Annotated in this window: 2 protein-coding genes and 1 pseudogene; all 3 read left to right on the top strand. The window is 77.6% G+C overall.

The features are described from left to right. The first annotated feature begins 87 nt into the window (after positions 1–87). Positions 88–1275, top strand: a complete 1188-nt coding sequence (locus OUY22_RS36455) for a glycosyltransferase (protein WP_270159880.1) — start codon at positions 88–90, stop codon at positions 1273–1275. Between the two features lie 2 nt (positions 1276–1277). Further along, a complete protein-coding gene (locus tag OUY22_RS36450; RefSeq protein ID WP_270159881.1) occupies positions 1278–1826 on the top strand; it encodes a D-sedoheptulose-7-phosphate isomerase in 549 nt (182 codons plus the stop codon). Beyond that, positions 1823–2607: pseudogene (locus OUY22_RS36445) on the top strand (hypothetical protein); the annotation flags it as partial. The gene OUY22_RS36450 and the pseudogene OUY22_RS36445, both read left to right, overlap by 4 nt.

Here is a 2607-nt window from a genome sequence, read left to right as displayed (position 1 = left end):
GGCGCGCACCTGCCCGGTGCCCGGGCACCCGTGCCTGTCGCAGGTAGCCAGTGAGCAGGTGGTCAAGGCAGTGAGGGAGCTGACGCAGTGAAGATCGATCTCGTCTCGGAACACGCCGACCCTCTCGCCGCCATCGGCGGCGTCGACGCCGGCGGCCAGAACGTGTACGTGGCGTCCCTGGCCACGGCGCTGGCCGCGCGCGGCCACTCGGTGGTCGTGCACACCCGGCGCTCCCACCCCGGCCAGCCGAGGTCGGTGCGGGTCTCGCCCGGCGTCACCGTCGCCTACGTGCCGGCGGGCCCCGCGGCGCCGGTGCCCAAGGACGAGCTTCCCCCGTACATGCCGGAGTTCACCGAGCGGCTGGCCGCCGACTGGGCGCTGCGCTCCCCCGACGTGATCCACGCTCACTTCTGGATGAGCGGGCAGGCGGCGCTGCGGGCGGCGGGCCGCGTCCCCGTGGTGCAGACGTTCCACGCGCTCGGCACCGTGAAGCGGCGCTGGCAGGGCGAGGCCGACACCAGCCCCGCCCACCGGCGGGCCACCGAGCGCGAGATCGGCCGCCGCGCCGACGCGGTGCTGGCGACCTGCGGCGACGAGGTCGAGGAACTGGTCGCCATGGGCGTGCCCGAGCGGCGGATCTCGGTCGTCCCGTGCGGCGTCGACCTCGACCGGTTCCGCCCCGACGGGCCCGTCGCGCCGCGCACGGACGGGCCGATGATCCTGAGCATCGGCCGGATGGTGCCGCGCAAGGGCGTCGACACGGTGATCGCCGCGCTGCGCCGGCTGCCCGGCGCCGAACTGGTGGTGGCCGGCGGGCGGGCCGGTGACGAGGAGGCGGTGCGGCTGCGCGAGCTGGCGCGCGGCTACGGGCTCCAGGACCGGGTGCACGTGATCGGCAGCGTGCCCCGCGAGCGCGTCCCGGCGCTGATGCGCGCCGCCGACGTGCTGGTCACCGTGCCCTGGTACGAGCCGTTCGGGCTGGTGCCGGTGGAGGCGATGGCGTGCGGCCTGCCGGTCGTGGCGTCGGCGGTCGGCGGCCACCTGGACACGGTGGCCGGCTGCGGGCTGCTGGTGCCGCCGCGCAGGCCGCGAGCGCTCGCCAGGGCGCTGCGGGAGGTGCTCGACGACCCGGCCAGACGCCGTGAGCTGAGCAGGGCCGGCGCCCGCCGCGCCCGCGAACGCTACGGCTGGCCGCGCGTCGCCGAACAGACCGAGGCCGTCTACACGCAGGTGATCGACGGGCAGCCGACCCGGCTCGCCGCGTTGGGGGGATGACGATGGACGCGCACCTGGAGAAGCTCCGCACGGCCCTGAGCAGGGTCGACGACCACGCCGTCACGATCCGCGCCTGGGGCGGCAAGCTGGGCGGCGTGCTCACGGCCGGCGGCAGGCTGCTCGCCTGCGGCAACGGCGGGTCGGCCGCCGAGGCCCAGCACCTGACGGCCGAGCTGGTCGGCAGGTTCAGGGCAGACCGGCCCGCGTACGCGGCGATCCCGCTGCACGCCGACACCTCCTCGCTCACCGCGATCGCCAACGACTTCGGCGCCGAGGAGGTCTACGCCCGCCAGGTGCAGGCGCACGGCCGGCCGGGTGACGTGCTGATCTGCCTGTCGACCAGCGGCGGCAGCGCCAACGTGCTGGCCGCGGCGCGGGCCGCCCAGGAGCGCGGCATCCTGTCGTGGGCGCTCACCGGCCCCGCGCCGAACCCGCTCGCCGACCTGTGCGACGACGTCGTGGCCGTGCCGGCGGACGAGACGTCCACGGTGCAGGAGGTCCACCTGGCCCTGATCCACATGCTCTGCGACGCGGTGGAGGAGGCCCTGTGAGCGGTCCCGGGCCGGACGGGGAGGTCCCGGGGCGGCCGGACGCGGCCGCCGGCCCGCTCGTCGTGATCGGCGACGCCTTTCTCGACGTGGACGTCGAGGGCGAGGCAGAGCGGCTCTGCCCGGACGCGCCGGTTCCCGTGGTCGACGTGGCCGCCGAGCACGCCCGGCCCGGCGGGGCGGGGCTGGCGGCGCTGCTCGCCGCCCGGGAGGGCGCCGACGTGGTGCTGATCACCGCGATCGGCGACGACCCGGCGGGGCGCCGCCTGTGCGGGCTGCTGTCGGCGGAGGTGGAGCTGGTACGGCTGCCCCTGCGGGGCGGGACCGTGCGCAAGACCCGCGTCAGGGCGGGCGGCCAGACGCTCCTGCGCCTGGACACCGGCGACGGCGTCGCGGCCCCGCCCGCCGGCCGGTGGGACGGGGGCGCGGGGGGCCACGCGCGGACCGTGGAGGCGGTCGCGGCGGCGGGGGCGGTGCTGGTGGCCGACTACGGGCGGGGCGTCGCCGCGGTGGCGCGGGAGCTGCTGCGCGGCTGCGCGGCGCCCGTCGTGTGGGACCCGCACCCGAGAGGCGGCCGGCCGCCCGAGGGATGCGCGCTCATCACCCCCAGCGAGGCCGAGGCCAGGCGGCTGTGCCCCGGTGCGTTCCCCGGCGCCGACCGCGCCGCCCGCGCCATCCGGGAGGAGCTGAAGGCCGGGGCGGTCGCCGTCACCCGGGGCGCCGCGGGCGCGTCGCTGGCGCTGGCCGACGGCACCCTGCTCAAGATCCCCGCACCGGTCCTGGC

This window comes from Nonomuraea corallina, assembly GCF_027620315.1.
Lineage (GTDB): Bacteria > Actinomycetota > Actinomycetes > Streptosporangiales > Streptosporangiaceae > Nonomuraea > Nonomuraea corallina.
Note: the sequence above shows the minus strand (reverse complement) of the source record. Positions and strands in the feature narration are given on the sequence as shown.